General features: G+C 65.0%; 22 protein-coding genes. 3 read left to right on the forward strand and 19 right to left on the reverse strand.

The genetic code is table 11. From position 1 onward, the window contains the following. Positions 1–67 precede the first annotated feature (67 nt). Genes ASE79_RS03550 through ASE79_RS03580 form a run of 7 tightly spaced genes read right to left on the reverse strand, consistent with a single transcriptional unit; the run spans position 68 to position 4,534 of the window. The gene (locus ASE79_RS03550; protein WP_056411782.1) at positions 68–1,240 is read right to left on the reverse strand and encodes a murein hydrolase activator EnvC family protein; all 1,173 of its coding nucleotides are present in this window, start codon (positions 1,238–1,240) and stop codon (positions 68–70) included. Positions 1,241–1,243: 3 nt separating this feature from the next. Next, the gene (locus ASE79_RS03555; protein WP_056411785.1) at positions 1,244–1,666 is read right to left on the reverse strand and encodes a 23S rRNA (pseudouridine(1915)-N(3))-methyltransferase RlmH; all 423 of its coding nucleotides are present in this window, start codon (positions 1,664–1,666) and stop codon (positions 1,244–1,246) included. 18 nt (positions 1,667–1,684) lie between these two features. Next, entirely contained in the window at positions 1,685–2,092 is a 408-nt protein-coding gene (rsfS, locus tag ASE79_RS03560; protein ID WP_055873704.1) for a ribosome silencing factor, read from the reverse strand. 1 nt (position 2,093) lies between these two features. Continuing rightward, the gene (locus ASE79_RS03565; protein WP_056411795.1) at positions 2,094–2,708 is read right to left on the reverse strand and encodes a nicotinate-nucleotide adenylyltransferase; all 615 of its coding nucleotides are present in this window, start codon (positions 2,706–2,708) and stop codon (positions 2,094–2,096) included. Then, a complete protein-coding gene (locus ASE79_RS20160) occupies positions 2,705–2,989 on the reverse strand; it encodes a type II toxin-antitoxin system RelE/ParE family toxin (protein WP_082445033.1) in 285 nt (94 codons plus the stop codon). Before ASE79_RS20160 ends, ASE79_RS03565 begins: the two co-directional genes overlap by 4 nt. Beyond that, a complete protein-coding gene (locus ASE79_RS03575; RefSeq protein ID WP_056411802.1) occupies positions 2,986–3,240 on the reverse strand; it encodes a hypothetical protein in 255 nt (84 codons plus the stop codon). Before ASE79_RS03575 ends, ASE79_RS20160 begins: the two co-directional genes overlap by 4 nt. 31 nt (positions 3,241–3,271) lie before the next feature. Beyond that, a complete protein-coding gene (locus ASE79_RS03580) occupies positions 3,272–4,534 on the reverse strand; it encodes a glutamate-5-semialdehyde dehydrogenase (RefSeq protein ID WP_056411803.1) in 1,263 nt (420 codons plus the stop codon). Between the two features lie 77 nt (positions 4,535–4,611). On the opposite strand from ASE79_RS03580, the gene ASE79_RS03585 reads away from it, so the two are divergent. Continuing rightward, positions 4,612–5,712, forward strand: coding sequence for a DUF3667 domain-containing protein (locus tag ASE79_RS03585; RefSeq protein ID WP_056411805.1), 1,101 nt, complete (start codon positions 4,612–4,614; stop codon positions 5,710–5,712). A gap of 488 nt (positions 5,713–6,200) precedes the next feature. On the opposite strand, the gene ASE79_RS03590 is transcribed toward ASE79_RS03585, so the two are convergent. The 7 genes from ASE79_RS03590 to ruvB form a co-directional block, all read right to left on the reverse strand. Beyond that, positions 6,201–6,584 (reverse strand): hypothetical protein, encoded by a 384-nt coding sequence (locus ASE79_RS03590; protein WP_234422570.1) that lies wholly within the window; start codon positions 6,582–6,584, stop codon positions 6,201–6,203. A gap of 63 nt (positions 6,585–6,647) precedes the next feature. Then, positions 6,648–8,636 carry an ATP-dependent zinc metalloprotease FtsH gene (gene ftsH, locus ASE79_RS03595; RefSeq protein ID WP_056411807.1) on the reverse strand — a complete coding sequence of 663 codons (1,989 nt, stop codon included), beginning with the start codon at positions 8,634–8,636 and terminating at the stop codon, positions 6,648–6,650. A gap of 104 nt (positions 8,637–8,740) precedes the next feature. After that, positions 8,741–9,709, reverse strand: coding sequence for a tRNA lysidine(34) synthetase TilS (tilS, locus tag ASE79_RS03600; RefSeq protein ID WP_056411809.1), 969 nt, complete (start codon positions 9,707–9,709; stop codon positions 8,741–8,743). A 193-nt stretch (positions 9,710–9,902) separates the two neighbouring features. Then, positions 9,903–10,829 (reverse strand): tetratricopeptide repeat protein, encoded by a 927-nt coding sequence (locus tag ASE79_RS03605; RefSeq protein ID WP_056411811.1) that lies wholly within the window; start codon positions 10,827–10,829, stop codon positions 9,903–9,905. A gap of 110 nt (positions 10,830–10,939) precedes the next feature. After that, positions 10,940–11,914, reverse strand: coding sequence for a helix-turn-helix domain-containing protein (locus tag ASE79_RS03610; protein ID WP_056411812.1), 975 nt, complete (start codon positions 11,912–11,914; stop codon positions 10,940–10,942). Between the two features lie 110 nt (positions 11,915–12,024). Beyond that, on the reverse strand, positions 12,025–14,298 hold the full coding sequence (gene ptsP, locus ASE79_RS03615; protein WP_056411816.1) for a phosphoenolpyruvate--protein phosphotransferase: 2,274 nt from the start codon (positions 14,296–14,298) through the stop codon (positions 12,025–12,027). Between the two features lie 176 nt (positions 14,299–14,474). Next, entirely contained in the window at positions 14,475–15,500 is a 1,026-nt protein-coding gene (gene ruvB / locus ASE79_RS03620; protein ID WP_056411819.1) for a Holliday junction branch migration DNA helicase RuvB, read from the reverse strand. A 54-nt stretch (positions 15,501–15,554) separates the two neighbouring features. On the opposite strand from ruvB, the gene ASE79_RS03625 reads away from it, so the two are divergent. Then, positions 15,555–16,463, forward strand: a complete 909-nt coding sequence (locus ASE79_RS03625; RefSeq protein ID WP_056411820.1) for a 2-hydroxyacid dehydrogenase — start codon at positions 15,555–15,557, stop codon at positions 16,461–16,463. A gap of 38 nt (positions 16,464–16,501) precedes the next feature. Here the strand turns inward: ASE79_RS03625 and ruvA are convergent, their stop codons facing one another. The 5 genes from ruvA to ASE79_RS03650 all read right to left on the reverse strand — a co-directional run bounded on the left by ruvA (position 16,502) and on the right by ASE79_RS03650 (position 22,565). After that, on the reverse strand, positions 16,502–17,101 hold the full coding sequence (gene ruvA, locus ASE79_RS03630; protein ID WP_056411822.1) for a Holliday junction branch migration protein RuvA: 600 nt from the start codon (positions 17,099–17,101) through the stop codon (positions 16,502–16,504). 340 nt (positions 17,102–17,441) lie between these two features. Beyond that, on the reverse strand, positions 17,442–18,524 hold the full coding sequence (locus ASE79_RS03635) for a glycosyltransferase (RefSeq protein ID WP_056411824.1): 1,083 nt from the start codon (positions 18,522–18,524) through the stop codon (positions 17,442–17,444). Beyond that, a complete protein-coding gene (locus tag ASE79_RS03640) occupies positions 18,521–20,698 on the reverse strand; it encodes a glycosyltransferase family 2 protein (protein WP_082445035.1) in 2,178 nt (725 codons plus the stop codon). Before ASE79_RS03640 ends, ASE79_RS03635 begins: the two co-directional genes overlap by 4 nt. Before the next feature lie 95 nt (positions 20,699–20,793). After that, positions 20,794–21,723 carry a glycosyltransferase gene (locus tag ASE79_RS03645; protein ID WP_056411828.1) on the reverse strand — a complete coding sequence of 310 codons (930 nt, stop codon included), beginning with the start codon at positions 21,721–21,723 and terminating at the stop codon, positions 20,794–20,796. A gap of 11 nt (positions 21,724–21,734) precedes the next feature. Further along, positions 21,735–22,565 (reverse strand): hypothetical protein, encoded by an 831-nt coding sequence (locus ASE79_RS03650; protein WP_156359502.1) that lies wholly within the window; start codon positions 22,563–22,565, stop codon positions 21,735–21,737. A 307-nt stretch (positions 22,566–22,872) separates the two neighbouring features. On the opposite strand from ASE79_RS03650, the gene ASE79_RS03655 reads away from it, so the two are divergent. Next, a complete protein-coding gene (locus tag ASE79_RS03655; protein ID WP_156359503.1) occupies positions 22,873–23,784 on the forward strand; it encodes a hypothetical protein in 912 nt (303 codons plus the stop codon). Positions 23,785–23,989 lie beyond the last annotated feature (205 nt).

A 23,989-nucleotide genomic window follows, 5' to 3' on the forward strand; every position in this document is an offset into this window, starting at 1 on the left:
GCGGCAACGCGCGCGGAGCAAAGGCGAGTCGGTGTTCATGAGCGCTGACGCGGACCACTGTGGTCGATCAGCGCGCGCCCATCAGCGACGCGAGATCGACGGGGCGGCCCCGGCGACGGAGCTCGACGGTGATGCGCGGGTCCTCGCGGGGGGCGGTACCGAGCGGCGCGCCCATCGCGACGCGGTCGCCGGGCTTGGCGTCGGTCGCGGCGAGGCCGGTGACGAGGCTGGTCCACCCGTCGGCGTGATCGATGATGACGATGACCCCATAGTCGCGGAACCGGCGGGCATAGCGGATCGTCCCCGCGGCGGGCGCGACGACGCGCGCGCGCGGGGCGGTGGCGAAGGTCAGGCCGCGCGACCGGACGCCGGCATCCGAAATTTCGTCGAAGCCGGTGAGGAGCCGGCCCGCCACCGGCGCACGATACACGCCGCGCGGCGCCGGCGGGGGAGTCGTGCCGGGAGCGATCGGGCGCGGCAGTGGGCCGGCGAGCGCGACCAGGCTGGCGGCGGTCGCCTTGGCGTTGGTCGTGGCCGTCATCCCGTCGACCAGATCGCGCGCACGCTCGCCGAGCGCGAGCGCGCGGTCGGATTCGCTGATCGCCCCGCGCCCCAGCGACTGGCTGCGCTGGCGATGCCGGGCCTCGAGCGTTGCCAGCGCAAGACGGTCGCTCTCCAGACGCGCGCGACCGTCGGCGAGCGCCTTGGCGGCGAGCGCGGCACTGGCCTGCAGGCGGCGCGTTTCGGCGAGCTCGGCGCGGACCGCTTCAGTGCGCTGGCGGACGATGGGCAACGCGCTGCCGAGGACCGCGCGAACATGGACCAGATCGGCGACCGATCCGGGCTGCGCGACGGCAGCGATCGTCGGGCGGCGGGCGAGCGACTCCAGCGCGGCCAGCAGGCGGGCGACGGGGGTTTGTGCGCGGCCGAGCCTGGCGCGCTGATCGGACAGCAGCCGCTCGACCAGCGTCACGCGCGCACTGGCGGTCGCGAGATTGGCCTCGGCGGCGGTCACGCGCGCGGCCAGCGCCTGCTCCTCGCGGCGGGCCTTGTCGGCGGCGTTGCGCTCCTTGGCGGCAGCGGCGGCGAGCTTGGCGGCGCGGGCGGCGGCGATCGCGGCATCGCGCTTGGTCGCTATTAGCCGTTGCTGCTCGGTCGCGAGTTCCGGCGCGTCAGTCTGCGCGGTGACGCCCGCCGCCGCGAACAGCGCCGCCATCGCGAGAACGCCCCCTAGCCTCATGCATCACCCTTCGCGGTGATAGGGGTGATTGGCAAGGATGCTGGTCGCGCGGAAAAGCTGCTCGGCGAGCATCGCGCGCGCCAGCAGATGCGGCCATGTCGCACGGCCGAACGAGAAGAGCAGGTCGGCCTCGTCGCGCGCGGCATCGTCGAAGCCGTCGGCGGCACCGATCATGAACCGCGCCTCGCGGACGCCGTCGTCGCGCCACCGCTCGAGCTTATGCGCGAACTGCGTCGAGGACAGCGTCTCACCCTTCTCGTCGAGCAGGATGCGTTTGGTCTGCTCGCCGACGAGCGGGATCTTGCCGCCGGTGTCGGGGAGCTCGCTGACCTTGGTCGGCCAGACGATCCGCTTGAGATAGCGGTCGACGAGATCCGCCTCGGGCGACCGCCCGATCCGTCCGCGGGCGACGATGTGGAGCAGCATCGCCGCCTCGGGGTCGGTTTAGTCTTCGTCGGTAAAGGTCGGCATCGCCGGCGGCGTCGGCGCGTCGCCGAACGCCCACATCCGCTCCAGATTGTAAAAGCTGCGAACTTCGGGGCGGAACAGGTGGACGATGATGTCGGTCGCGTCGATCAGCACCCAGTCGGCGGTCGGCAGGCCTTCGATCTTCACCGGGCGCTTGAACTCGGCCTTGATCCGCTCGGCCAGCTTCTGCGCCATCGAGGCGACCTGGCGGGTCGAACGACCGCTGGCGATCACCATGTAATCGGCGATGCTGGTCTTGCCCGCGAGCGGGATCGAGATCGTCTCGACCGCCTGGTCGTCGTCGAGCGACGCGAGGATCAGGCGATGCAGCGCCTCAACCTCTTCGGGGTCGGTCGCGCGAGGGGCAGTAGGGGAAGTGGCCAAGTCAGCTCCTGGGTAAAACTACCGGACCAGCAACGTGCTGGACCCAGTCGGGATTTTTGGCACGAAGGCCGGTTGCGGAGGTCGGGTCGGGTCGGAAGCGCAACAGCACAAGGGCCGGCAATCTCCACGTCGTCCAGCTCTTCGCATGGTCTGTGCGCCGTTGGAAGCGCCGCAGCCAACCCATCGCGGGGGCCGCGAGGGCGCGCCCGTCATATCCCGGCCGCGCGATTACCGCAATCGGAACCTCGCGGGCGATCTGGCGCCAGTTCTTCCACCGGTGAAAGTCGGCAAGATTGTCCGCGCCCATCAGCCAGATGAAGCGGACCTTGGGGTAGCGCCGCTTGAGCTTGCGGATCGTATCGAGCGTGTACCGCGTGTGCAGCCGCGACTCGATATCGGTCGCGCGGATCGGCGCGCGGCGCGCCATCCGCCGCGCCGAAGCAAGCCGCGCGGCCAGCGGCGCCATGTCGCACGCGGCGTCCTTGAGCGGATTGCCAGGGGACACCAGCCACCACGCCTCGTCGAGCGCGAGCGCGTCGATCGCCGCAAGCGTGATCCCGCGATGGCCGCGATGCGCGGGGTTGAACGACCCGCCGAGAATGCCGACGTGGGTCAAGGATATTTCCGCCAATTCTCCCGCGCATGAAACGCTCGGAGGATTTCGACGCCATGGGGAACGATGCGATAGATCAGGACATAGTCAGTTTCGGGCACACGCCATTTTCGTTCGTCGCGATCAACGACCGGACCTGCAGCGGGAAAATCGGCCAGGAAATTGCCCGCGGCGATCGCAGCGCGACCGACCAAATCGGCGTAGTCGTGATCGTGTCGTGCATTGAAATCATCGATCCGCGCTAGATCGATCCGCGCAAGGGCCGCCCAACTCGTGCGGCTCATCCTTGCCGTCGAGCAGCGACACGCTCTTCGAACCAGGTTTCCATCTCTTCCTGGCTGATCAGTTCGCCGCGATCGGCGGAGTCTATTCCGGCCTGGATGAAAGCGCGCATATCGGCGTGATGCTCGGCCGCCTCCCGGATTGCCTCGGCTGCGAACTCTTCGCCGGTGATACCGCGATACTTCGCGAGCTCCTCGACCATCGCGAAGGTGGCTGGATCGAGCGGAGTCGTGATCGAGACGGACGCGTTCATGGCCTCACGCTACGCCGATCGACACAGCGCATCAACCGCGCACCTGACCCGTGCCGCGGCCGATCCACTTGTAGGTCGTCAGCCCCTCGAGCGCGACGGGGCCGCGCGCGTGGAGGCGGCCGGTGGCGATGCCGATCTCCGCGCCCAACCCGAACTCGCCGCCGTCGGCGAACTGGGTGGAGGCGTTCCACAGGACGATCGCGCTGTCGACGGCGCTCAGGAAGTGCTCGGCGACCGCGGCGTCCTCGGCGATGATCGCGTCGGTGTGATGCGAGCCGTGGCGGGCGATGTGCGCGACCGCCGCGTCGAGGCCGTCGACGATCGCGACCGAGGCGATCGCGTCGAGATATTCGGTGTCCCAGTCCGCGGCTTCGGCTGAGGCGATGCCCGGCACGAGCGCCTGCGCCGCGGGATCGCCGCGCACCGCGCAACCGGCATCGGCCAGACGTCGGATCAGCGCCGCGGCGTCGGGATACGCCCGGTGGATCAGCAGCGTCTCCATCGAACCGCACACGCCCGTGCGCCGCATCTTGGCATCGACGACGACCGCCGCCGCCATCGCCGGGTCCGCCGACGCATCGACATAGACATGGTTGATGCCGTCGAGATGCGCGAGCACCGGCACGCGTGCTTCGGCCTGGACGCGCGCGACGAGACTCTTGCCGCCGCGGGGGATGATCAGGTCGATCACCCCGTCCGCCGCCAGCATCGCGCCGACCGCGGCACGATCGGTGGTCGGCACGAGCTGGACCGCGTCGGCGGGCACCCCGCCCGCCGCCAGTCCCGCCACCAGCGCCGCATGGATCGCCCGGTTGCTCGCCACCGCCTCGGACCCGCCGCGCAGGATCACGGCATTGCCGGCCATCACACACAAGGCGGCTGCGTCCGCGGTAACGTTGGGGCGGCTTTCGTAAATGATGCCGATCACGCCGATCGGCACGCGAACGCGCGAAAGCGTGAGGCCGTTGGGCCGTTCGCGCGAGTCGATGACCTGCCCAACCGGGTCGGCGAGCGCCGCGACGGCCGCCACGCCATCCGCCATCGCCGCGATCCGCCCCGCGTCCAACCGCAACCGATCGAGCAACGCGCCGGACAGGCCGGACTCGGTCGCACGCGCCATGTCCGCCGCGTTCGCTGCCAGGATGTCCGTAGACGCCGCCCGGACAGACTCCGCCGCCAACGCCAGCGCGGCGGCCTTCCGCGCGGTCGGCAGCGACGCCAGCACCAGCGCGGCGGCACGCGCGCGGCGGCCCATGTCGGCGATCAGATCGGTCGGATTTGCTGCAGCGTCCATGGCCGCGCGCTAGCATGCGAAGCCCCTCGCGCCAACGCCGCGAACTCGGTACGCTTTCGATCTTGCAGGGGGGAAGCATGACCGGAGATATCGGGGCGGCGGCGGATATCGCCACGGGGGCGCTGGTCGGGCGCGCGGTAGAACCAGGCGCGGGCGAACCGCATCGGCCGCCTATGGGCAGCACGGACGATGCGCTCTGTCTCAATTGCGGGACGCGATTGCTCGGCGCGTATTGCCAAGCCTGCGGCCAGTCGGCGCACGTCCACCGCTCGCTCGGCGGGATCGGGCATGAGATCGCGCATGGCGTCTTCCATTTCGAGGGCAAGATCTGGCGCACCTTGCCGCTGCTGATCCTCCATCCCGGCACGCTCACGCGACGCTACGTCAACGGCGAGCGCGCGCGGTTCGTGTCGCCGCTCGCGCTGTTCCTGTTCACCGTCTTCCTGATGTTCGCGACGATCGGCTTGGTCGGCGGTGAGCTTGCGGACACGATCGTCAACGATGAACGCCCTACCCAGCTCTCCGACTATGCCCGCGAAACCGCCAAGATGCGGACCTCGCTGGGCGTGGTCGAGGCGCAACGCGCGGCCGCGACACGCGACCCGGCCTATTCGGGCCCATCTGTCGCCGAACTCGACCAACGCGCGGCGACGCTGCGGACCACGCTGCGCGCGCTCGATATCGCCACGACCATCAAGCGCGGCGGCAGCCAGGAGCCGGTCGTCGATCTCGGGTTCAAGACGGGGTGGGCGCGGCTCGACCACGGCATCGCCAAGGCCAACGCCAATCCCGGCCTGATGATCTACAAGCTCCAGAGCAGCGCGTATAAATATAGCTGGGGGCTGATCCCGCTATCGGTGCCATTCGTGGCGCTGCTGTTCCTGTGGCGACGCCGATATCTCCTGTACGACCACGCGATCTTCGTGACCTATTCGATCGCGTTCATGATGCTGCTGACGATCGTGCTGATCGTCGGGCATGTCGTCGGCGTGCCCGATCCGACGCTGCGGCTGGCCGCGCTGGTGGTCCCGCCGGTCCACATGTTCGCACAGTTGCGCGGCGCGTATGAACTGCGCAAGCGCGCGGCGGCGTGGCGGACGGTGGCACTGCTGACGTTCGCATTCACGGTGCTGGTCGCGTTTATCGTCCTGCTGCTGCTGCACGGGTTGACCGATTAAGCCGGGGGGAGCGCGATTATCCTCCGCGGCGTGCCGGCGGCCTTTAGCGTGTCGTTGTCCTGTTAGACGTCTGTCCCCGCCCCCCGCCGGCTGCCCGCTGCCCGCTGCCCGCTGCCCGCTGCTTATCCTGGGCACCGGAACAGCCCGCCCCCTCGTCATCCCAGCGAAAGCTGGGATCTTCCCGTTGCAGCCACGTCGCGAGCCAAACGGGAGACCCCAGCTTTCGCTGGGGTGACGTACGGGGGGCGGTTACCGATGGAGGCCGGGGACGGACGAAGATCGGTAACGAACGGGGCCGGTGACGAACGGCGGCAGATGACGATCGAGGACGGTGACGATCGGAAGCCGCGACGGTGGGGGATCCGTGACGGTCGGGATTCGGTGACCGTTGGGATCCGGTGACCGTTGGGAACCGATGACAGTCGGGCGCCGGGACGGTCTAGGCTCGATGACTGTTTAGAAGGCGGCAGATCAAAGCCGGGAACGGCTCACCCACGCCCGCACGGGTAGAGGTTCGCCAACACTCGCGCATACCCATCCTTCAGCGGACGCTTCTGATAGCTCGCGGGGAGTTCGTTCAGGCCGTCGAGCATGTCCATGATGCCGACCGACTCGCCTTCCGGCACGCAAGCGATCGGTGGTTTGCCCGCGGCGGCGCGTGCGGCGCGTTCGGCCTTCAGCTGGTTGGTCGCGGCCTTCGCCTCCGCCTTCAGCGCCGGAAGCTCGGGCGACATGAACGCCATTGGCCCCTGCTCGCGGAGCGCGTTGGCGCGCGACAGGAAAGTGCCGACGGTCATCGCAGCATGCGCGGGCAACGCGACGCCGGCGATCAGCAGTGCAGCGACTACAGCCTTAGACTGCGAATACGACATGGGCGGCCTTTCCGAGAAAAGACCGCCCATGGAACAGCTTAGCTGACTAATCCGTGAACCGGATCAGGCCCCCAGCGGCGTCGGCGTACCGAACGGCCCGTTGGGACGCCGGGTCTTCGGGATCGACGTGCCCGCACGCGGGACGTTCGATGCCTTTGCACCCGGATCCGGACGGTCGAGATCCTCGCCCGCGATCAGCTTCTTGATCTCGTCGCCGGTCAGCGTCTCGAATTCGAGCAGCGCGCCCGCCACCGTGTGGAGCTGATCGACGTGATCGCTCAGCACCTGCTTGGCGCGGTCGAGACCACCTTCGACGATCCGCTTGATCTCGTCGTCGATCAGCTGCGCGGTCTGGTTCGACATGCGCGACGGACGGCTCGACGAATAGCCGAGGAACGATTCACCCTCCGGCTCGCCATATTCGAGCGGTCCGACCTTGTCCGACATGCCCCAGCGCGTGACCATGTCGCGGGCCAGACCGGTGGCGTACTGGATGTCTCCGCTCGCGCCCGAAGAAACCTTGTCGTACCCGAAGATGACTTCCTCGGCGACGCGGCCGCCCATCGACACCGCGAGATTCGCGTACATCTTGTCGCGGTGATAGCTGTAGCTGTCCCGCTCGGGCAGACGCATGACCATGCCCAGCGCACGACCACGCGGGATGATCGTCGCCTTATGGATCGGATCCGATGCGGCCTCGTGCATCGCGACGACGGCATGGCCGGCCTCGTGATACGCGGTCATCCGCTTCTCGTCGTCGGTCATGACCATGGAGCGACGCTCGGCGCCCATCATGACCTTGTCCTTCGCCTCCTCGAACTCGGCCATCGCCACCAGACGCTTGCCCTTGCGTGCCGCATGCAGCGCCGCTTCGTTGACGAGGTTGGCGAGATCGGCACCCGAGAAGCCCGGCGTACCGCGTGCGATGACGCGGGCGTCGACGTCGGGAGCGAGAGGCACCTTCTTCATGTGCACTTCGAGGATCTTGATCCGGCCCTCGATATCCGGGCGAGGCACGACGACCTGGCGATCGAAGCGGCCCGGACGCAGCAGCGCGGGGTCGAGCACGTCGGGACGGTTGGTCGCGGCGATGATGATGATGCCTTCGTTCGCCTCGAAGCCATCCATCTCGACCAGCAGCTGGTTCAGCGTCTGCTCGCGCTCGTCATTGCCGTTGCCGAGACCCGCGCCACGATGGCGGCCGACCGCATCGATTTCGTCGATGAAGACGATGCACGGGGCGGACTTCTTGGCCTGCTCGAACATGTCGCGGACTCGGCTCGCGCCGACGCCGACGAACATCTCGACGAAATCGGAACCCGAGATCGTGAAGAACGGCACGCCCGCCTCGCCTGCGATCGCGCGGGCGAGCAGCGTCTTGCCGGTACCGGGCGAGCCGACCAGCAACGCGCCCTTGGGGATCTTACCGCCGAGACGCGCGAACTTGGTCGGGTCCTTCAGGAACTCGACGATCTCCTCCAGCTCCTCGCGGGCTTCATCGATGCCCGCGACGTCCTGGAAGGTGACCTTGCCTTCCTTCTGCGTCAGCATCTTCGCGCGGCTCTTGCCGAAGCCCATCGCGCCCGAGCCCGAATTCTTCTGCATCTGCTTCAGCACGAAGAACGCGATGCCGAGGAACAGCAGGAACGGCAGCGACTGATACAGCAGCAGCGCCAGCATCGACGGCCCCTCTTCGGGCTTCGCGCTGATCGAGACGCCCTTCTCGCGCAGCTTCGGCACGAGCGTCGAATCCTGGATCGGATAGGATTTGAACTTCTCGCCGCTCGACAGCGTGCCCGAGATGATGTCGCGGGAGATGTTGACGTCCTTGACGGTGCCCTCGTCGACCTTGTCGAGGAACGCCGAATAGGCGATCGTGTTGCCACCCGACGCCGCGGTGCGGCCGTCGAACATGGTCACGAACAGCGCCAGCGCGAGCAGGATGCCGACCCAGATCAACAGGCTCTTCATCCAAGGATTGCCGCCGCCATTTTCGGGGCCGCCGTTTCCGGGGCCCTGTGGCTTCTGACCGCGGTTGTCGTTGTCGCTCATGGGTGCACGATACCTTTCAGCGCACAAGATAAGCGCGCGCAGGTTAATGGCAATGGAACAAGACGCGACTTGTGGTGATCAGTGTGAACGAACCGCTACGTGGTTCAGGCAGGCGCCCGACGCGGCGGCGCCTCGCGGAACCGCCAGACATTGCCGCGCACGCTGGCGATGATCCCCGCCTGCGTGGTGCGCTTGCCTGCCATCAGCGAGTCGAGCAGCTTTTCGATATTGGCGGCCTCGGTCCATTCGGGCGTGGCGATACCCGCCTCGGCGCGCACCGTGCCGATCGCGCGACGCGCGAGACGGCGCAGGATTTCGCGCGGCAGCCTGTCGACCGCGAGCTTGACCTCACCGCCGCCGACCTTGGCGCGGTCGGCCCAGATCCAGTCGACCATCGCGCGGACATCGGTATCGGTCTCGGCCAGCGCCGCCGCGGCGCGCGCGAGGTTGGGCGTGCCGAGCCACTCGTTGTCGCCCAGCAACCGGCGGAAGCGCGTGCGGTCGTGGCGATCGTCATGGTTCGAGGGGTCGTCGAAGAACGGCACCTCGCCGCGGCGGACGATCGCGCGGAGTTCGGCGCGGCGCCAGTCGAGCAGCGGGCGGATGACCGTGACGCCGTGAACTTCGGTGCGCGCGCGGACGCCCGCCAACCCGGCGAGCCCCGACCCACGCGCGGCGCGCATCAGGAATGTCTCGGCCTGGTCGTCGGCGTGGTGGCCGGTCACGAGCCCCCCCGCCCCGATCGCGCGTGCGTGATCGGTGAGCAAGGCATAGCGCGTGGTGCGCGCCTGCGCCTGGATACTGGCGCCGGTGATCGGCTCGCTCGGCGCCAGCGTCGCGTGGGGGATGCCGAGCGTGGCACAGTGCGCGGCGACCATCGCCGATTCCTCGACCGCTTCGGGGCGAAGGCGGTGGTCGATGCTGGCGACCGTAAAGCCAGGAGCAAGCGCCTCGTGCGCGAGCGTGAGCATCGCCATGCTGTCCGGGCCACCCGATACCGCGAGCAGAGGGTTGACGATATCGCCTGCCAGCCGCGCATAATCGGCGGCGAAACGGCGTCCTTCCTCGGTCATGCGCGGTTGGCCATCATAATAGAAAGTCCACCCCCCCGGCGGAGGCCGGGTCCCAATTGGGGGACGGTGATGACGGAGCGCAGCTCGCCGTTATGCCGGCTTTCCCAATTGGGCCCCGGCCTCCGCCGGGGTGGTGCTGGTGCACGACCCGACGTCACGAACAGGGAATCACGCATGACCATCGGGCGCTGGCTTACTTGCACTTCGCCGCGGCGCGTCCGGCGGCAACCTGCCCCTTCATCGCCGCCGCCATCTTCGCACCATAGACGTCGTTCAGCTCGTCATACACCTTGCAAGCATCGGCAGGCTTGTTGAGCTTGGTCAGCGCCTGCCCCAGGTACAGCAGGCTGTCGGGCGCGCGCTCGCCATCGGGCATCTTCTTGTAATTGTCGTAGAACGCCATCGATGCGAGGCTCGGCTTGCCCTCGTCCAGATAGGCGCGACCCAGCAGGTTCTGCGCATAGCTGGCGCGCTTGCTCTTGGGATATTCGGCGACGACCTTCTTCAGCTGCGCCTCCGCCTGCGGGTATTGCTTGGCCGACCATAGCCGGTAGCCATACATATACTCGTCCTCCGCCGGATCGCCGGTCGAGGGCTTCTCGACCGAGACCTTGGTCGGGGCGGGAGCGGCAGCGGGCCGGCTCGCGGTTTCCGGACGCGTCGACGGGCGCGCTGGGCTGCTCGACGTGTCGTCGGACTCGACCGGGCCGCCCGCCGCGATCGGTGCGGGGCCCGCCTCGAGCATCTTCACGCGCGCATCGTTCGAGCGCCGATAATTGTCGAACGCATCCTGCAACTGGCGCGTGCGGTTCTGGTTCTGCTCGATCTGCTCGGTGAGCGAGGTCATCTGCTGCTCGAGCGAGGTGACGCGCTGGTTCACATCGGCCAGCGCGCTCGTCGCGGGCGAGCCAGGCCCTGGGCCCTGCTCGCTTTGCGGCGCGCGGACTTCGGGCTGGAGCATCTGCCCCGCGCCACCCGGAAAGACCTTCCGCTGGACCGCGCGCATTTCGCTTTCGAGCTTGCCCACGCGGCCCTCGACATTTTGCGCCTGCGCGCCCGTGGAGATCGCAGAGGGCGCGAGTGCCGCGAGGCAGACGCCGACCAGAATTGACTTACGCATGGGCCACACCCCCCGGTGGATTGGTTAATCGTCCGGGTATAGCTGCACTACCCATCCTGTCGCCAGCCTTAAGACCCCGGCGATGGCCCGTGTCCATCCCCGACCCGGACTTACTGATCGGACTTACTGATCGGGCGTTGCCGTAGCGGCAGGCGGGGCGTGGCGGCCGCATCCAGATTGGCGCGCTGCGTCTCGGTCAGCGGACGACGCTGCGGCCGCGAACGGCTGGAGCGTGACCGCTCGGGCGTGGCGGACGCGGTGGTCGCAGCCGCCGGTGCTGCCTGCGGCTCGGGCGTGCCTGCGATCCGCGCGGCGATCGCCGGCGCACCGACGCGGACGTCCTTGATCGCACGCTCGCCGGTGCCGAGCGCGGGAGCGGCCGCACCGTTGAGCGTCACCGCCAGCTTGTCTGCGCGACCGATGTTGATCATCGGGTCCTTCGCATCCCTGGGCACGTCGAACTTGTCGCCCGGCTTCATCGTGCCGAGGTACAACGTCTTGTTGTCGGCATCGTAGACCCGCATCCACACCTCGTCCGAGGCGGTCAGCGTGACCTGCCCGCTCGCAGGGGTCGCCGGCGCGGGGACGGGTTGCGCGGTCTGCGCGGCGGGGTTCGGCGCGGTCTCGGCGACGGGCGCCACGGTCGACGACGTGGTCGATCCGCGGAACATGTCGGTGCCGTACCACAGGCCGACCAGTACCAGCACCGCGATCGCCAACCCCAAGGCGACGATCGCCACCCCGCGCGAGGGTACGCGCGACGGGTCGGTCATCTCATAGGGTTCGTATTCGGGCGTGCGCCGGCCGAGCTTGGCAACGTCGTCGCGGACCATCTGCGCGATCCGGACCTCATCGACGCCGACCGCGCGCGCATAAGCGCGCGTGAAGCCGACCGCATAGGTGGACGATGGCAATGCGCTATAGTCCGACGCCTCGATCGCCTCGAGATGCCGTAGCGGAACGCGAGTCCGCGCAGCGATATCCGCGACGCTCAACCCCTGCGATTCGCGGCTGTTCCGAAGAATGTCGCCAGCACGCTCTGGTACAGCGGGCGCAGCGTTCTGGCCGGTTTCGACCTCGTCCATTCTTGTCTCCGAAGCCGGGCGGCGTGACGTTGCCGGTTATGTCCCCCGTCTTTCAGAGGGCCCTAGCCGTGTCAACGCGCACACGGCACAGAACCCCAGCTTTCGGGCGCTCAGACGATTTCGACGCCGTTTTCGGTCGCCCAGGCGGTCAAGGCGCCGCGCATGTCGCGCGGCGGATCCGCCAGCAGTGCTGTCATGTATGCGGTGAGCGCGCCGCGATCGAGCGAGCGCGTCATCGCCTTGATCGGGCCGACCGCGGCGGGGGTGATCGACAGCCGCTCGATCCCCAGACCGATCAACGCCATCGCCTCGAGCGGTCGCCCGCCCATCTCGCCGCACACCGCCAGATCGACCCCCGCCGCGCGCGTCGGCGGCACCAGCCGCGCGATGAAGCGCAAGATCGACGGGCTGAGCCAGTCATAGCGCTCGGCGAGCTTGGGATTGGCGCGATCGGCGGCGAACAGGAACTGCGTCAGGTCGTTGGTGCCGATCGACAGGAACTCGATTCGCGGCAGCAGCACGTCGAGCATCTCGGCGAGCGCGGGCACTTCGAGCATCGCGCCGTATCGGATCGCGAGCGGCAGCTTGCGTCCGCGCCCCTCCAGCCAGTGACGCTGCGCCTCGAACAGCGCACGCGCCTCGTCGAACTCCCATGGCTCGCTGACCATCGGAAACATCACGTTGAGCGTCCGGCCGGCGGCAGCTTCGAGCAACGCGCGTGCCTGTACCTTCATCAACCCGTCGCGTTCGAGGCCGAGGCGCAGCGCGCGCCAGCCCATCGCCGGGTTCTCCTCGTCGACGTCTTCCTTGTTGAGATAGGGCAGCGCCTTGTCGCCGCCGATATCGACGGTGCGGAAGATCACCGGGCGCTCGCCCGCCGCGTCGAGCACTTCGCGGTACAGCCGGTGCTGGCGTTCGCGCTGCGGCAGCGTCGACGAGACGAGAAACTGGAACTCGGTGCGGAACAGCCCGATCCCGTCCGCGCCGGTCACGTCGAGTGCGGCGACATCGTCGCGCAGCCCGGCATTGACCATTACGGTCAGGCGGTGGCCGTCCTTGGTGACCGGCGGCACGTCGCGCAACGCCGCGAACGCCGCCTTGCGCTTCTGCCGCATCGCCAGCCGCGCGTCGAACGCCTCCTCCATCGCCGCCGAGGGCCGTGCGAACACGTTGCTCTCGGCGCTGTCGAGCAGCAGCATGTCGCCTTCGGCCACCAGCCGGCGGATGTCGCGGACGCGGCCGAGCACGGGTACGCCCATCGCACGCGCGACGATCGTGACATGCGCGGTGAGCGATCCCTCTTCGAGGATCACGCCCTTCAGCCGCCTTTTGTCATATTCGAGCAGCTCGGCGGGTCCGAGGTTGCGCGCGATCAGGATCGTGTCCTGGCGCAGCCCCATCTGCGCCGCGGTGCCCATCTGGCCCGAGACGATCCGGAGCAGCCGGTTCGACAGGTCCTCCAGATCATGCATCCGGTCGGCGAGCAGCGGATCGTCGATCTGGCGCATGCGCTGGCGGGTGCGCTGCTGGACGCGCTCGATCGCAGCCTCCGCGGTCAGGCCCGAATCGATCGCCTCGTTGATCCGCCGTGCCCAGCCCTCGTCATAGGCGAACATCTTGTAGGTCTGGAGCACTTCGACATGCTCGCCGCCGACGCCGAACTCCGCCTCGCGAGTCATCCGGTCGATGCCCTCGCGCATCTTGTCGAACGCCGCATAGACGCGATGCCGCTCGGCATCGGTATCCTCGGCGACGGTGTGTTCGATGTGGATGCGCGGCTGGTGATACACCGCGAACCCCGCGCCCATCCCGTCGACCAGCTTCTGGCCCGGGATGCGCATCGCCGCGGTCGACTGCGGCCGATCCGCGCCGCCGCCGGTGGTGTCGATGAGCCCCGCATTGGCGATCAGTTCGGAGAGCACCATCGCGACCGTCTGCAACGCCTCGATCTCGACATCGGCATATTTGCGGCGATCGGTGTGCTGGACGGCGAGCACGCCGACCGACCGCTCGCGGCGGATGATCGGCACGCCCGCGAAGCTGTGGAACCGGTCCTCGCCGGTCTCGGGCTTGTAGGCGAAATCGGGATGGCTCGCGGCTTCGTCGAGATTGAGCACCTCGACATCCTCGGCGATCGTGCCGACGAGCCCCTCGCCAAGCGCAAGCTTGGTGACATGAACCGCCGCCTGATCGAGGCCGCGCGTGGCGAACAGTTCGAGCACGCCTTCGCGCAACAGGTAGATCGAACAGACTTCGCTGTGGATCGCGGTGGCGATGATGCCGACGACCGAATTGAGCTTGGCTTGCGCAGACGTGCGCGCGGCCATCACGTCGTGAAGGCTGGTGAGGATTTCGCGGGCGGAGGCGGCGGCCGAAAGGGGCATTCGCGTTGGCTACCAGATGAACGGCTTGGGTGCCACGCAACAAAAGCGATGCCGGGGCGAAGTTGGAGCAATTTTATCCGTCATCCCAGCGGACGCTGGGATCCAGAGCCAAGACCCTCGGCGCTGTTGGCTCTGGATCCTGGGTCGAGCCCAGGATGACGGCAGCTTGGGTAACGTTACGCGTCGAACAGGCCGTCCTGGCTTCCAGCCGGCGGGTTCAGGCCGAGATGCTTCCACCCGCCCGCATTCAGGAACCGGCCCCGCGCGGTGCGCGCGATCAGGCCGAGCTGGATCAGATAGGGCTCGATCACCTCCTCGATCGTGTCGCGCGGTTCGCTCAGGCCCGCCGCCAGCGTCTCGACGCCGACCGGGCCGCCACGATAAATGTCCGCGATCATCATCAGATAGCGGCGATCCATCGCATCGAGACCGAGCGAATCGACCTCCAGCCGGTTGAGCGCCGCGTCGGCCGCGCGCGCATCGACCGTCTCGTGCCCCGCGACATTGGCGAAATCGCGCACGCGCCGCAGCAACCGCCCGGCGATCCGCGGCGTCCCGCGCGAACGGCGCGCGACCTCCATCGCGCCGTCCTTGGCGATGCCGAGCCCCAACAGCCCGGCCGCGCGCGAGACGACCCGCTCCAGTTCCTCGACGGTATAGAATTGCAACCGCACCGGGATGCCGAAGCGATCGCGCAGCGGCGTCGTCAGCAGCCCCTGCCGCGTCGTCGCGCCGATCAGCGTGAACCGCGGCAGGTCGATCCGTACCGAGCGCGCGCTGGGGCCCTCGCCGATCATCAGGTCGAGCGCGCGGTCCTCCATCGCCGGGTAGAGGACTTCCTCGACGGCGGGCTGCAACCGGTGGATCTCGTCGATGAACAGCACGTCGCCATCCTCGAGATTGGTCAGCAGCGCGGCGAGATCGCCCGACTTGGCGATCACCGGCCCCGAGGTGGCGCGGAATCCGACCCCCATCTCGCGCGCGACGATCTGCGCGAGCGTCGTCTTGCCGAGCCCCGGCGGCCCGAAGAACAGCACGTGATCCAGCGCATCACCGCGCGATTTGGCCGCCTGGATGAAGATGCGCAGATTTTCCCGCGCCGCCTTCTGCCCGACGAATTCATCAAGGTTCTTCGGGCGCAGCGCCGCGTCGACGTCTTCGGGACGCTTTTCGGCGTTAAGGATGCGGTCTGTATCGGTCACCCACTCGCGATAGCGCGCTCGCGGTGAAGGGGGCAAGGCAGCTATGGCGGTACGATGACCGACAATCGCACGCGCCCAGACCTGTATCTGCTGTCGGGAGTCTCGTCCGCGCTGGAGGCGGCGCTGGCCGCGCGCTTCACGCTGCACCGGGCGGATCCCCCCGCAACGACGCGGGCGATCGTCGGCGGCGGGACGAGCGTGGTGGATACAGCGCTGCTCGATCGCCTGCCCGTGCTGGAGATCGTCGCGATCCACGGCGTCGGCCATGACGCGATCGACCTTGCCGCAACCCGCGCGCGCGGCGTCGTGGTGACGACCACGCCCGACGTGCTGACCGATGACGTCGCAGACCTCGCGATCGGGCTGATGCTGGCGGTACAGCGGCGGATCGTCGCGAACGACCGGGCGGTCCGCGAAGCTGGCTGGCAGGTGCCGTTGGCCCGGCGCGCGAGCGGTCGCCGGATCGGAATCTATGGACTCGGCCAGATCGGCAAGGCGATCGCGGCCCGCGCCCGGCCGTTCGCGCGCGAACTCCATTACACCGCGCGCACCGCGAAGACCGATGTCGAGGGCGTGTTCCATGCCGACATCGCATCGCTCGCCGCCGCGTGCGACGTGCTGATCCTCGCGGCCCCCGGCGGCGCGGCGACGCGGCATATCGTCGATGCCGCCGTTCTCGCCGCGCTCGGGCCCGACAGCATCCTGGTGAACATCGCGCGCGGCAGCCTGGTCGACGAACCCGCGCTGGTTGCGGCGCTGCGGTCGGGGGTGATCGCGGGTGCAGGGCTCGACGTGTTCGCCGACGAACCGGTCGTGCCCGATGCGCTGGTAGCGATGGAGCAGGTCGTGCTGTCGCCGCACCAGGGCAGCGGCACGGTCGTCGCCCGCGCCGATATGGCGGCGCTGGTCGTCGCCAATCTCGACGCGCATTTCGCCGGATCGCCCCCGCTCACCCCGTTATAGCGGCCGCGCTGGAAGCAAGCGCATGGCCGGTGGTGCGCCTACGACTTCGATGCCTTGCGCAGCGCCAGCCGAACGAGCGCGTCGAGCGAGGCCGCCGGCCCCAGTTCCTCGTCTGCCGCCGCCACCGCCACGCTCGCCTCGTTCGGCCGAAACCCGAGGTTGAGCAACGCCGACACGGCATCCGCAGACGCGCCGGGCGCCGCGTTGACCACCGCCGGCCCGAGGCCCAGCGCGATGCCGCCGACCTTGTCCTTCAGCTCCATGACGATACGCTGGGCGAGCTTGGGCCCGACGCCGTTCGCGCGCGCGACCATCGCCTTGTCGCCGCTGGCGATCGCACGGCTCAGGTCGACGGGCTCGAGCGCCGACAGGATCGCCAGAGCGACGCGCGCGCCCACCCCCTGCACGGCCGTCAGCAACCGGAACCAGTCGCGCTCGTCCGCGCTCGAAAAGCCCACCAGTCGCTGGAAATCCTCGCCGACGAGCAGTTCGGTGAACACCGTGCACGCCTCGCCGATCGGCCCGAGCGCCGACAATGTGCGCGCCGACGCGCCAACAAGATACCCGACGCCGCCGACGTCGATCACGGCATGGTCGATGCCGGTCGAGTCCAGCCGTCCTTTGAGATGCACGATCATTACCGCGATCGGTAGAACATAGGACGCGCCGCGTCATCCTATCAAAGCGTCTTTCGCGAGGCGCGCCGCAGGGCTCGCGCGATGCCGAGCCGATCAAACAGAAACGCGTGACCGGCCGAGCAGCGTTACCCGACTGGATCCCGGCGAACGCCCGATATGGGGTCGGACGCGAGTGCGATCGCCGCCTCAGCCTTAAGCCCCGCCCTGCCTCTCAGACTATCTAGTCGGCGGTCGTCGATGGGCCGGATCCAGGCGGCGCGCCACCCTCTCCCAAGAGTCTCAATTTGCGCTTCAGGCCGCAATTTGGCTTTGGTACCGATCGATCGAAGACCGCTTGACCCTATCGTTGCGCAAGGCTCCGAAACAGCTGAAGCTCGCTGATGGCTGCCCCCAGCACCGAATAGCGCTGCGCCGTCGACAACGCCTCCATCTTCATCGTCGTCCGATCAGCGTCGCTCATCTCTAAAAACGTCCGTGCGGCGTCCAGTATGTCCGTCTCGTCGCGCGTATCCACGACGAACGCGTTCTTGCCGTGGATGGCGAATTCGTCCGTACCACCGAGCTTGGGTACGATCGGGACGCACCCGCTCGCCATCGCCTCAAGCGCCGTACGTCCGAAGGCCTGATAATCCGAGAGATCGAGGAAGAGCGTCGATTTGCGAAGCACGTCCGCAACCCCGCTTCTCTTCAGCAGGCCCAGATTGGTGAAGGAGGCTGGAGCGGCCAGCCCTGCCTTGGCAAGCATCTCATCGGTCGCCCCGAATATATATCCATCGATCTGGGTCGAGAATAGAGTGGATAATTCCTGTAGGACCCGAATGGTCCGCTGGGCCGCACGTCGCGGCGTCTGGGGTCGAACCATGGCCGCCAGCGTCGGCTTTAGAGCCTGGTCCTCATGCTTGTAGTTATACACGTCATGATCGATGCTCGCCTGGACGCGCGCCGGTCGGATGCCATGATTTTCATAGACGGCTTGGCATATCCAGTCCGTCTTCGCGAACATCTGGCAGCCGGGGATCAATTCGTACGAGTCGAAGCAGCGTTTCCACTGTTCCGAGCCATAGGCGTAGAACAGGGGCTCATAGTCCTGAACATAATAAGCGTATTTGATCGAGTCGCCGAGAACGTCCTTGACGCCCTTGGCATCATAGACCGAGTCGTTGGTCGTAGCGCAGATCACGTCGTATCCCGACGCTATGTCGGCCAGGCCGATCCGATCCGGATAACCGACGATGGTCAGCCGCGGATAGCGCTCGGCTTCGGGATAGTTTTGACGAAACAGGTCGACGTTTTTTCCGTTGATCGCGATTGATACCGAGCAGCCGAGGTCGTGAAGCCCGCACGCTTCCTGGAAGACGCTGTTAGGCCCACCGCCGCCGCCCTTGCTCGGAAGGACGAAGAGGATTTTTGGGAACACGGTCACGACTCCCGCTTGCTGATGTGCTCGGACAAGGCGGCTCTCAATTCTATGAGGGGAATGCTCTCGCCAAGCACCCGCTGCAGGCTTTTCCAGTCCACTTCGGGATGCTTCTCGGCGCATTTCGCCGTACCGGCCCTGACGAGCTCGGCGCGCTTCGCACTGCCAAAACTGGCCGATTTCACATGATAGACATACGCACTGTCGCAGACATGCAGATCGTAGCCCGCCTTGGTGAGGCGTACACAGAGGTCGTTCTCCTCGCCATAGCCGACCGGGAATCCTTCCTCGTCGAGGAACCCGACGGCCACCAATGCGGAACGCCGGAATAGCGTACAGAAACCGTTCAACAGCGGTACGGCGGGATAGGCTCTGTTGCTCAGGTCGCTGACCAGCCTTGCATAATCATCGACCGTCCATCCGGCAGGCAAGGCATTGACGCGCCACTTTCCCTTTGCATCGTTCAGCGAAGGCACCGACTGCCAAGACGCCGCGTTCGATAGCGCCCCGACGCCAGCGGCCTTCGGGTGATTGACGATGCACGACAGCATTTCGGAAAGCCAATCCTCCCCGACGATCGTGTCGCTGTTCAGGAGGACAATATACTCCGCGGTGGAAGCAGCCAGACCGACATTGGCGGCACGGGTATAGCCGATGTTGCTGCCGTTATCGATGACCCTGATCCAGGGATGCTTGCTGGCGATATTATCGAGACGCCGCGATGTTTCTCGACTCGAGCCATCATTTACCAGGGTCAAAGTATAGGGGACGTGTGTCGCGCGGACTATGGACTGGATGCAGTTCTCGACCTCTTCGATCGCATTGTAGACCGGCACGACGATATCGACCGATCCGACACGATCGATCCATTGCCATTTCCTCCCCTGCGCGCCGGAATGCGGTCGTGGCGCGGGCGGCCCCAGCTTCTGCCAGCCCCCCAGCCCCTTCAGCAGCGACGTCTGGGCTTCGATATTCGGGTCTTCGAACGCACCGTTCCGGCTCGGCTCCGTGAGCAGCCGATCGGGGTTCGACCCCAGAAAGACATCCGAAAGGCTGAAGTCGAACTCCTGTGCCGCAATCTCGAAGACGACCCAGATATGCTTGACGGTCCCCGCGTTCATCGCATCGAGCACCTTGGGGCGTAGATCGAATTTGTAATTGCGCCCGACCGCGTCGACATGGACGTTCTTGGCTATCTCGCCGAAATCGACATCCTCGGTCTTTCCCTGGTTCTCGACCCGCGCCAGAACGAAGATGCGATTGACCTTCAGATAGGTCCCTACCGTCTTTGAATCGCCGCGGGCGTAGAATTGAAGGCACGCATCCAGTGGCTTGATGCGACCCGGGTCGATCTCCGCCTCGATGCGGACGAACCTCGGAAGGTCCGTGGTCGCGCAGGAGATCGCATAGCGCAGGTCGCCCAGCTCGCCCTTGCCGGGGTCTCTCGTGACGATGCTCGTCAGCGATATGATCGCGGCCGATCCTGCCGGCTTCACCAGCGCTGCCCAGCCGTTCGTTATCGGCGAGCGGCCTTTCTCGATCCGCTTCGTAAACGATCCGGTCCAGGAGGTCAGACGCCCATTGATGAGCCAGGTGGCATTCTCCGGCTCATCCTTGGCCGGATCCGCGCTGGCAGTAGCGGGCTGCACCTCCACCACCGCTGCCGGCACGACGGAGGCCGCCGGAATTGCGGCTGCCTTGGTCGTGGCGCCCTTTTCCGTCACGGGCGCGGCGTCGACCGCCGCGGGAGGATCGGCCGCGACGACGTTCGACGACAATGTTTCGATTGCCTTGAAGAACGCGTCGGCGCGTGAACTCGCGCCATATTCCTGACGAACGATCGAGATGAGCGCGAGATCGGCAAGGACAACGGAGAACAATCCCCGCCAGTCCCTCGCAGCATCGATCCCCTTTTTCGTCTGCTCCGAAAACGAAAACGCGCTCGCGAACCATATCGCAGCAGGTCGATCGAACCCGATCCCGCGCGCTTCATGGCCAAGCGGGAGACCATCCCGCATAGGCTCCAACACGCATCTGCTGAACTCGATCGATGTCAGTATGACTGCCGCGTTCTGGGCGGAATCTCGTGATGCAAACTGCTCGATGGTCGCTTGGGACGGGCGACGGGCGAGCAGAACTCGCATCAAATAGACGGCCTCCACCACCGATGTGTGTTGCATCGCTAGACCCTAATTTTTACAAGAAAAAGAAACGCGAGATATCTCGCCACCTCGACGTGGTTATCCGAAGCAACGTTCAGGTCTATTCTAGTTTCTTACAATCGCCAATTCGGGCTCATATAGCACTTAATCCGACAGCGCCCCCCCCTGATCGTAACTTCATCGACCCATTCTAGCGAGTCCTGCTCCCACTTAAGCCATAGCTTATCGAGATAGTCCGGAGTCCTGTCCCCAAGAACCCAAGGCTTTCCAGGAGTATAGTGCAGAAGCTTGATACGATCGGCATGTTGGTCGAAGAACGCCTCTCCGAGACTTTCAAATACTCGCCGCCTCGCGTTATACCATATTGGAAGCTCGAGGAATTTGCAGTCCGGGATCCGCCGGATCACTTCGCTTGTTGCCGGCTGTTCGGCGCCAAACGCCTCGCTCGACGCGACCGAGATCGCCAGATCGAAGACGTCATCGGAAATCGCGCCATTTTCAAGGACGACGAAGCCAGAGTTTATCCCCGTCCCCGGCGCATTCTCCTGAGGCTCGAATGCCCTGGTCACCGATGCGAGGGACTTGGCCTCATTGAACTTGCTCCGATCCTCCGCCCTGATCGGGAAGTGAGAGGATGCCACCTCCTTCATGGCCTTGACGTGATAATCCGCCGCGAGAAGTTCCTCATCGAGAGGGTTCAGGCACAGCATGTCCGCATCGATGAAGATATGCCTCTTGAATCCCCGCTCCTTGAAGATCGAAAATTTGAGAAACGTGTACTTTGGGGCAAAGGCGACCTTCAGTTTTTCGGCAACCTTCTCGCCGCGGATCGAAGAAAACGGCGCAAGCTCATCCTCCCCCATCAATTCTATAGAATGGGATACCGCGCGGATGAACGGGTCGTTCGCCACCCTTTTATCATCCGTTATCATGATAATCGGGATATTTTGAAGAGAGTTCTGCTTATAAAGAGAATATAGCAAGACCTTAAGTGGCCTAATATACTTCCAGTTCATAACGAACAATATGGCCGTGTCGTTCATTAACGAGTGTCCTATCTGTCGAGAAGGCCTTTTATCTGAGCGGCCAGTTGCTCGCCCATAGCCAACTCAAAGTCTTCTTGATAATGGGCCGAGTCCGCCATCGCCGCGCCATAACCGACATCGCGAACCAATGCCGTGGGATCGTAGAAGCGGATATTTTCTGATTCGCCTGCGATACGCTCCAGCGCATCCCTGATGATCTGCCGCTGCGGAATTGGATTCCCGGTGGAAGTCAGGTTCACATGGGGAACCAAGAGTACAGGCATGGGCAACCGGTCCAAGATCGATCGCGCCGCTGCGTAAAAATCGTCGGGAGACTGCTCAAAGTCGTCAAACTCCCTGAGCGCCACCGATACCGGATCACTGCCCTCCGAAACGGATCGGGCCAAAGCCAGAACGGCGGCAAAGCGCGGTGACGTCGTCACCACGGCTTCATTTCTAACGCCCGCCCGTTCTTTGACGATCTCCTTAAGCCGATTAATTTGAAGACTGTAGGATCCATATTTCAAGATACGGATGGACGATATTTCAATAACGACGACGTCATGTTTGATGACGCGTCTTTTCCTGCTTTCGTCATCCGGTTGGAATTTCTCATTCCTGATCGACAGGAGTGAATACAACTCCTTCGGCGGACGCATGATATCGTCGTTGACATCCAGCATCTGGTGAATGTCGGCAGTACTGTGCACGAACCCGAATACCGGGTCGCCGATATAAGACATATCCGGGACAGCGGCCAGCGCACGCTTGAGCGGCGTGTGCACGCGACAACTGCCGATCGCAAACACTCTAGTCGGTTCATTGCCGGCAGACATTTCAGATTTCGATTCTGCCGACATTCTGCTCCCCAGCCCCATTTGGCATGCGGTCAGTAGCGGTCTCTCAATTTCATGGCAAATGCTGGATACGGCTAACGCATTTCGCGAGGAGTTATTTTCTTACTAATTATTGCGGTTTTTTGATTTGCATAATGGTACATCGGTGTACTTATTTTACAATAATTACGAACAGCTATTAGCAATATACTGAATTTCCCTAATATTTTCAAAGCGAACAAATTTACAGGAATTTTGATTGATAAAATCCCGCTCAATCTGCAGTGAGTTCATTAGCGGTGTGGATCATACCCCGTCATAGGGAGATAATATGGATATTTCTTGGCCAGAACGCCAGCCCGTACAGCGTTTTTGCTGCATAACTATGGTCAAGGATGAGGAGTTGTTTATCGAACAGTGGGCAACTCATTACGCCCGAGAACTTCCTGGATGCGGACTGATCATCGTGGACCATGGCTCGACACCCCCCGTTGTTGAGACCATCGCACGACTTGGGCTGACTACCCGGGTCAGCGTGATCGCAATGCCGAGCTTCCCGTTTGACGATCGAACGAAGTCGGCCATCCTGTCGTCCTTGGCCGGCGCCGCGCTGTGCGGATACGAAACCGTGATCACGAGCGATGTCGATGAAATTTTAATACCCATGCCCTCGACCGCCGCCACTCCGCTGTCCGATCTGCTGGACGGTGAAACCGCTACGTTCGTCGCCCCTACCGGCGTAGAGTTTATACACAATGCCGACGTGGAAAAAGACTTCGACTTTAGCCAGCCACTGCTCCAGCAACGTCGCTTCGTCAGATTTCATTCCGCCTATAGCAAGCCGGCAATTTGGCGCTCGAACAGCGCCACCTTTGGCTCTGGCCAACATCACTTATCCGAACCGTATGTGTTCACTTCTAAAATTGCCTTGGCGCATTTAAAGTATGTTGATGTGAAAGTGGCTAGAAACCGGCAGGCACACCGCAGCGACTTTCAATATTCAAATCGACAACTGGCCCAAGGTGGTGTCCCATCATGGGAAACGACCGATCCAGCGAAATGGAGCAGGACGCTTTTCGGCAACGCCACCCGCGTAACCGACCAATTCAATTCGGGAAAGGTTTTCTCCGAGTTTTACGCGGAGATGAACAACAGGCAGAATAAGGACGGCGTCGTTTTGACGGCGCATACAAAGCATGCCCTTAAGTCAAAGACGGAGATAGTTATATTTGCCGGATTTTAGGCTCGCGGTAATATAGGTTTATAACATGTCCGAGCAGAATCGCACTGCACGATCATTGCCGCGATCGGTGAGCAGGGTGTGTTCCGCCCACTTCTCGCATTCGGCGATCTCCGTGGTGGCGCCGCGGCCTATAGGACAGGACCGCGGCGGCCGCCTCGCGGTCCTGTCATCCGCGCAAGACGGATGTCACCCGCCGCCCCGGTCC

The organism is Sphingomonas sp. Leaf28, from assembly GCF_001421685.1.
In the GTDB taxonomy this organism is placed as follows: domain Bacteria; phylum Pseudomonadota; class Alphaproteobacteria; order Sphingomonadales; family Sphingomonadaceae; genus Sphingomonas; species Sphingomonas aurantiaca.

Coding starts and splice junctions, on each gene's coding strand:
- ASE79_RS03550 (WP_056411782.1), bottom strand. CDS start 1,240: ATGAGGCTAGGGGGCGTTCTCGCGATGGCGGCGCTGTTCGCGGCGGCG.
- ASE79_RS03555 (WP_056411785.1), bottom strand. CDS start 1,666: ATGCTGCTCCACATCGTCGCCCGCGGACGGATCGGGCGGTCGCCCGAG.
- ASE79_RS20160 (WP_082445033.1), bottom strand. CDS start 2,989: ATGAGCCGCACGAGTTGGGCGGCCCTTGCGCGGATCGATCTAGCGCGG.
- ASE79_RS03575 (WP_056411802.1), bottom strand. CDS start 3,240: ATGAACGCGTCCGTCTCGATCACGACTCCGCTCGATCCAGCCACCTTC.
- ASE79_RS03580 (WP_056411803.1), bottom strand. CDS start 4,534: ATGGACGCTGCAGCAAATCCGACCGATCTGATCGCCGACATGGGCCGC.
- ASE79_RS03585 (WP_056411805.1), top strand. CDS start 4,612: ATGACCGGAGATATCGGGGCGGCGGCGGATATCGCCACGGGGGCGCTG.
- ASE79_RS03590 (WP_234422570.1), bottom strand. CDS start 6,584: ATGTCGTATTCGCAGTCTAAGGCTGTAGTCGCTGCACTGCTGATCGCC.
- ftsH (WP_056411807.1), bottom strand. CDS start 8,636: ATGAGCGACAACGACAACCGCGGTCAGAAGCCACAGGGCCCCGGAAAC.
- tilS (WP_056411809.1), bottom strand. CDS start 9,709: ATGACCGAGGAAGGACGCCGTTTCGCCGCCGATTATGCGCGGCTGGCA.
- ASE79_RS03605 (WP_056411811.1), bottom strand. CDS start 10,829: ATGCGTAAGTCAATTCTGGTCGGCGTCTGCCTCGCGGCACTCGCGCCC.
- ASE79_RS03610 (WP_056411812.1), bottom strand. CDS start 11,914: ATGGACGAGGTCGAAACCGGCCAGAACGCTGCGCCCGCTGTACCAGAG.
- ptsP (WP_056411816.1), bottom strand. CDS start 14,298: ATGCCCCTTTCGGCCGCCGCCTCCGCCCGCGAAATCCTCACCAGCCTT.
- ASE79_RS03625 (WP_056411820.1), top strand. CDS start 15,555: ATGACCGACAATCGCACGCGCCCAGACCTGTATCTGCTGTCGGGAGTC.
- ruvA (WP_056411822.1), bottom strand. CDS start 17,101: ATGATCGTGCATCTCAAAGGACGGCTGGACTCGACCGGCATCGACCAT.
- ASE79_RS03640 (WP_082445035.1), bottom strand. CDS start 20,698: ATGCAACACACATCGGTGGTGGAGGCCGTCTATTTGATGCGAGTTCTG.
- ASE79_RS03645 (WP_056411828.1), bottom strand. CDS start 21,723: ATGAACGACACGGCCATATTGTTCGTTATGAACTGGAAGTATATTAGG.
- ASE79_RS03650 (WP_156359502.1), bottom strand. CDS start 22,565: ATGTCGGCAGAATCGAAATCTGAAATGTCTGCCGGCAATGAACCGACT.
- ASE79_RS03655 (WP_156359503.1), top strand. CDS start 22,873: ATGGATATTTCTTGGCCAGAACGCCAGCCCGTACAGCGTTTTTGCTGC.